Annotated in this window: 1 protein-coding gene; it reads right to left on the bottom strand. The window is 36.5% G+C overall.

The genetic code is table 11. From position 1 onward, the window contains the following. Positions 1-10: 10 nt before the first annotated feature. Positions 11-3,511 carry a tetratricopeptide repeat protein gene (locus DB41_RS03525; RefSeq protein WP_155117565.1) on the bottom strand — a complete coding sequence of 1,167 codons (3,501 nt, stop codon included), beginning with the start codon at positions 3,509-3,511 and terminating at the stop codon, positions 11-13. Positions 3,512-3,527: the final 16 nt, after the last annotated feature.

Raw genomic sequence — 3,527 nt, 5'->3', positions numbered from 1 at the left:
GATAAAACTGCTAAATAGCCACCTCAAAATGAGGCAAAAACAGCCTTATGTCATCCAGAGCTTTATCAAGGGCTGCCATCCTAGATATGTTGCTTGAAAAAGTGTAAACTATTAGTGCTCCCCGTAATATATGGCGTAGATTACCGTAATCTTTAACTGTCTCTGGATGATTTTCTCCATATAGTTTAAGATCAATTAATAACGCTTGATTGATACATTCAGCTGCCCTCTCTAATTTCCCTTGCTCGTAGTAAATCGTTCCTAGATTACTATAATCACATGCTAAAGCAGAATGGTTGGCACAAAAAATCTTAAGATCTATAGTGAGTGCTTTCTTGACATATTTAGCTGCTTTTTTTAAATCCCCTTGTGTTTTATAAATTGTTCCAAGATTATTGTACCCTGCTGAGACATCAGGATGATTTTCACCAAACAGCTTAAGGGTAAGGACAAGCGATTTTTTGACATGCTTAGCAGATTTTTTTAAGCATTTTTGTTCTTGGTAAATCATCCCTAGATTATTGTAACAGCTTGCTACTGTAGAATGATTTTCGCCAAAAAGCTTAATGTCAATTGCCAGGGCTTTTCTAATATATTCTGTTGCCTTTCTCAAATCTCCTTGATCGTGATAGATTTGTCCCAGGTTGTTGTAATAGCTAGCCACTGTAGAGTGATTTTCTCCAAAAAGCTTAAGGCTAATTCCAATGGCTTTTTCGATATGCTCAACTGCTTCTTGCAAATCTCCTTGCTCTTTGCAAATCATACCCAAATGGTTGTAACTATTTGCTACGCTAGAATGAATTTCACCATATAGCTTAAGTCCAATTGCCAGCGCTTTCTTAATATATTCAGTTGCTTCGTGTAATTTTCCTTGAGCTTGGTAAATCGTTCCTAAATTAGCGTAGCTATCTGCCACAGTAGGGTAATTTTCACCAAATAGATTGAGGACAATTGCAAGTGCCTTTTTAACATGCTTAGCTGCTTCGGCCAAATTTCCTTGCTCTTTATAAATCATTCCCAAATTGTTATAATTTCTTGCTAAATTGGGATGATTTTTGCCAAATAGTTTACTACCGATAAAAAGGGCTTTTTGGAGATGTTCAAATGCTTTTCCTAAATCTCCTTGCATTTGGCAAATTTGTCCCAATCCAGTGTAATAGCTTGCTACCGTAGGATGAATTTCACCATATCGCTCTATACCAATTCTAAGCGCTTCCTTAACGTTATTAGCTGCTTTTTGTAAATTTCCTTTGTCTTGATAGATATGCCCCAAATTATTGTAATAGACTGCTACAGCTGGATGATTTTTTCCGAACAGTTTAATAAATATTTGGAGTGCTTTTTGAATATACTCATCGGCCAGCTCTAAATTTCCTTGCTCTTTGTAAATCATTCCAAGATTATTGCAATCTCTTGCGATAGTAGGATGTATTTGACCATAAAAATCATTGTCAATGGCTAATGCTTTTTGGGCATACTTAGCGGCTTTATCTAACTTCCCTTGATTTAGGTAAATGGTTGCAAGAATATTTAATACTTGAGAATTATTTGGTATGGCTTTTTTTGTTAATCTATACCAGTCTTTAGCCTCATCAAGTTGAAAAAGCCTTAAAGCTATATCCCCTTCTGTTTGAGGCGAGTTGTCCTCTAAATCTGATAACCTAAGATTTTCTTCATTGCCTGCTAAAAAGCCTTGCATAGCATGATAGAAGGGAATAAAAATTTGATAAATTTTTTTCACCTTTTCTACTGCTTCAAGATCTAGTGCAAGCTGCTTTTTCATAAATTCCGGATCTTCAAACCCAAATGGCTTAATGAGAGGATTCATCATCTCTCGTTGCGCTTGATAATGAGAATAGGTTTTAAGGCGTATGAACAATGTTGTACTCATCCACTCCTGTAGTTTTTTAGTAGCATTCTCCGTTATAACCTTTAGCTTGTTTAGCTGATTAATCCTATTAAATGTATCTGCAGCTACCACCCCTTTAAGAAGGGCTAGCCGATCTATAGCCAGATGTGGAAAGCGATAAAAATCATTTTTAACTTGGAAAAGCATACCCTGCGTCTCTAAATAGCCCATTCTCGGATCAAAAGTCTCCATATCCTCTTGAACTAGATGTTGCTTGGCTAAATATTGGCGGAGAGTAAAGCCTTCTTGATAAGGCGTATCGAGGTTTTCTTGAATTTTTTCAGTATATGCCTTGGTTAACTCTCCATTACCTAGCAGATGAGTAAAAGTTAAAAGCTCCATGGGAAGATGAGGCTCTTTATCATGCCACCATTGGCCTCCCTCCTCCCTAGTGATATATTGGGCCATCTTTTCAGGAGTTTGAATAAGCTCAAACGTCTTACCATTACCAAAAGGAGTTTTACAGCCCTTTCCTTCTACACCCGCTCCATCAAAGGCAAAACCTCTTGGAGTTATGCCATCAAAAAAATCTATGGCTTTAAGGCAAGGAATATTTAAAGCAGGTAGGATTGTTTCGCCTAAGTTGATTACTTTTAAGTGAAGAAGAGCTGTTAGACGTCTGAAATAATCTTTGTTTCCAAAAGTGTCTTCTTGTATAAGAACGCCAAACTCTAAATCTGAGTAAGGGGTCATCTCTTCCCTCGCTAAGGAACCAAAGTCTATCATTGCATATTCACAAGGCGAAGGTCCTAAAATCTCTTGAGCTTGATCTACAAGATGTTTAAAGAAAGTTTTTATCCACTGGGCAATCTCGCTGTAAAGCTCTCTGACTTCCTCTGGTGAAGGATTTGGACGGATAAGTTGAATTTTCTTTTCTATTTCCACTCTAAACTTTTTTAATCCTTCGCGATTATTCTCAAATTGCTTTTTGATTTTAGATATATCTACAGGTTCTCCTCTGCAAGCCTTGCTAAGCAAAATCTCGACTTTTGATAGCTTTTCTTTAATAATTGCTTGCTCGTCTAAAGAGGCATTATGTAGAGCGTAATTATAAAGTCCTGCGGCTTGAAGGAGCGTTTGAGGCGTTCCTTTAATTAGATAGATATCACCTAATCTTTCTATGCACAAGCTTTCTGAAAGAAGATCTTCATTTTTAACGGCAAGTTTTAAAGCTTGCGTGTAGGCTTTTTCTGCTTTTTCGAGCTTGTCTGTTGTTAAAAAAGTATCTTTTTCTAGGAGTTTCCTTATTTCATCGCGTGCTAAATCATCAAAAGAAAGGAGAGTTTGTTCACACATTTCTGGCGAGAGAGAACCCAGGGAGCTGAAGCTTATAGAGATTATATTCTTATCTTTAAGACTACCAGGTTGTTTTTTGTTAGTGATTTTAGATTTAAAATCTTTAAGACAAGTTTTTTTCCATAAATCAGTTGCTTCTACTATTTGTTTCCATTCTTTCCACACTAATCTTACACGGCATAGATCTGGAAGTCCAAGTTCCTGGCATATCTTTAGATCAATTTTTCCATAGGTAAGCGTTTTATCTTTTTTCTCTTGCCATTCAAAAGATCTAACAGACTTAATAGGAGAAGTCTCTGAAATCATTAATTTAACCGCTTTT

Source organism: Neochlamydia sp. TUME1, from assembly GCF_000813645.1.
GTDB lineage: Bacteria > Chlamydiota > Chlamydiia > Chlamydiales > Parachlamydiaceae > Neochlamydia.
Note: the sequence above shows the minus strand (reverse complement) of the source record. Positions and strands in the feature narration are given on the sequence as shown.

Coding starts and splice junctions, on each gene's coding strand:
- DB41_RS03525 (WP_155117565.1), bottom strand. CDS start 3,511: ATGATTTCAGAGACTTCTCCTATTAAGTCTGTTAGATCTTTTGAATGG.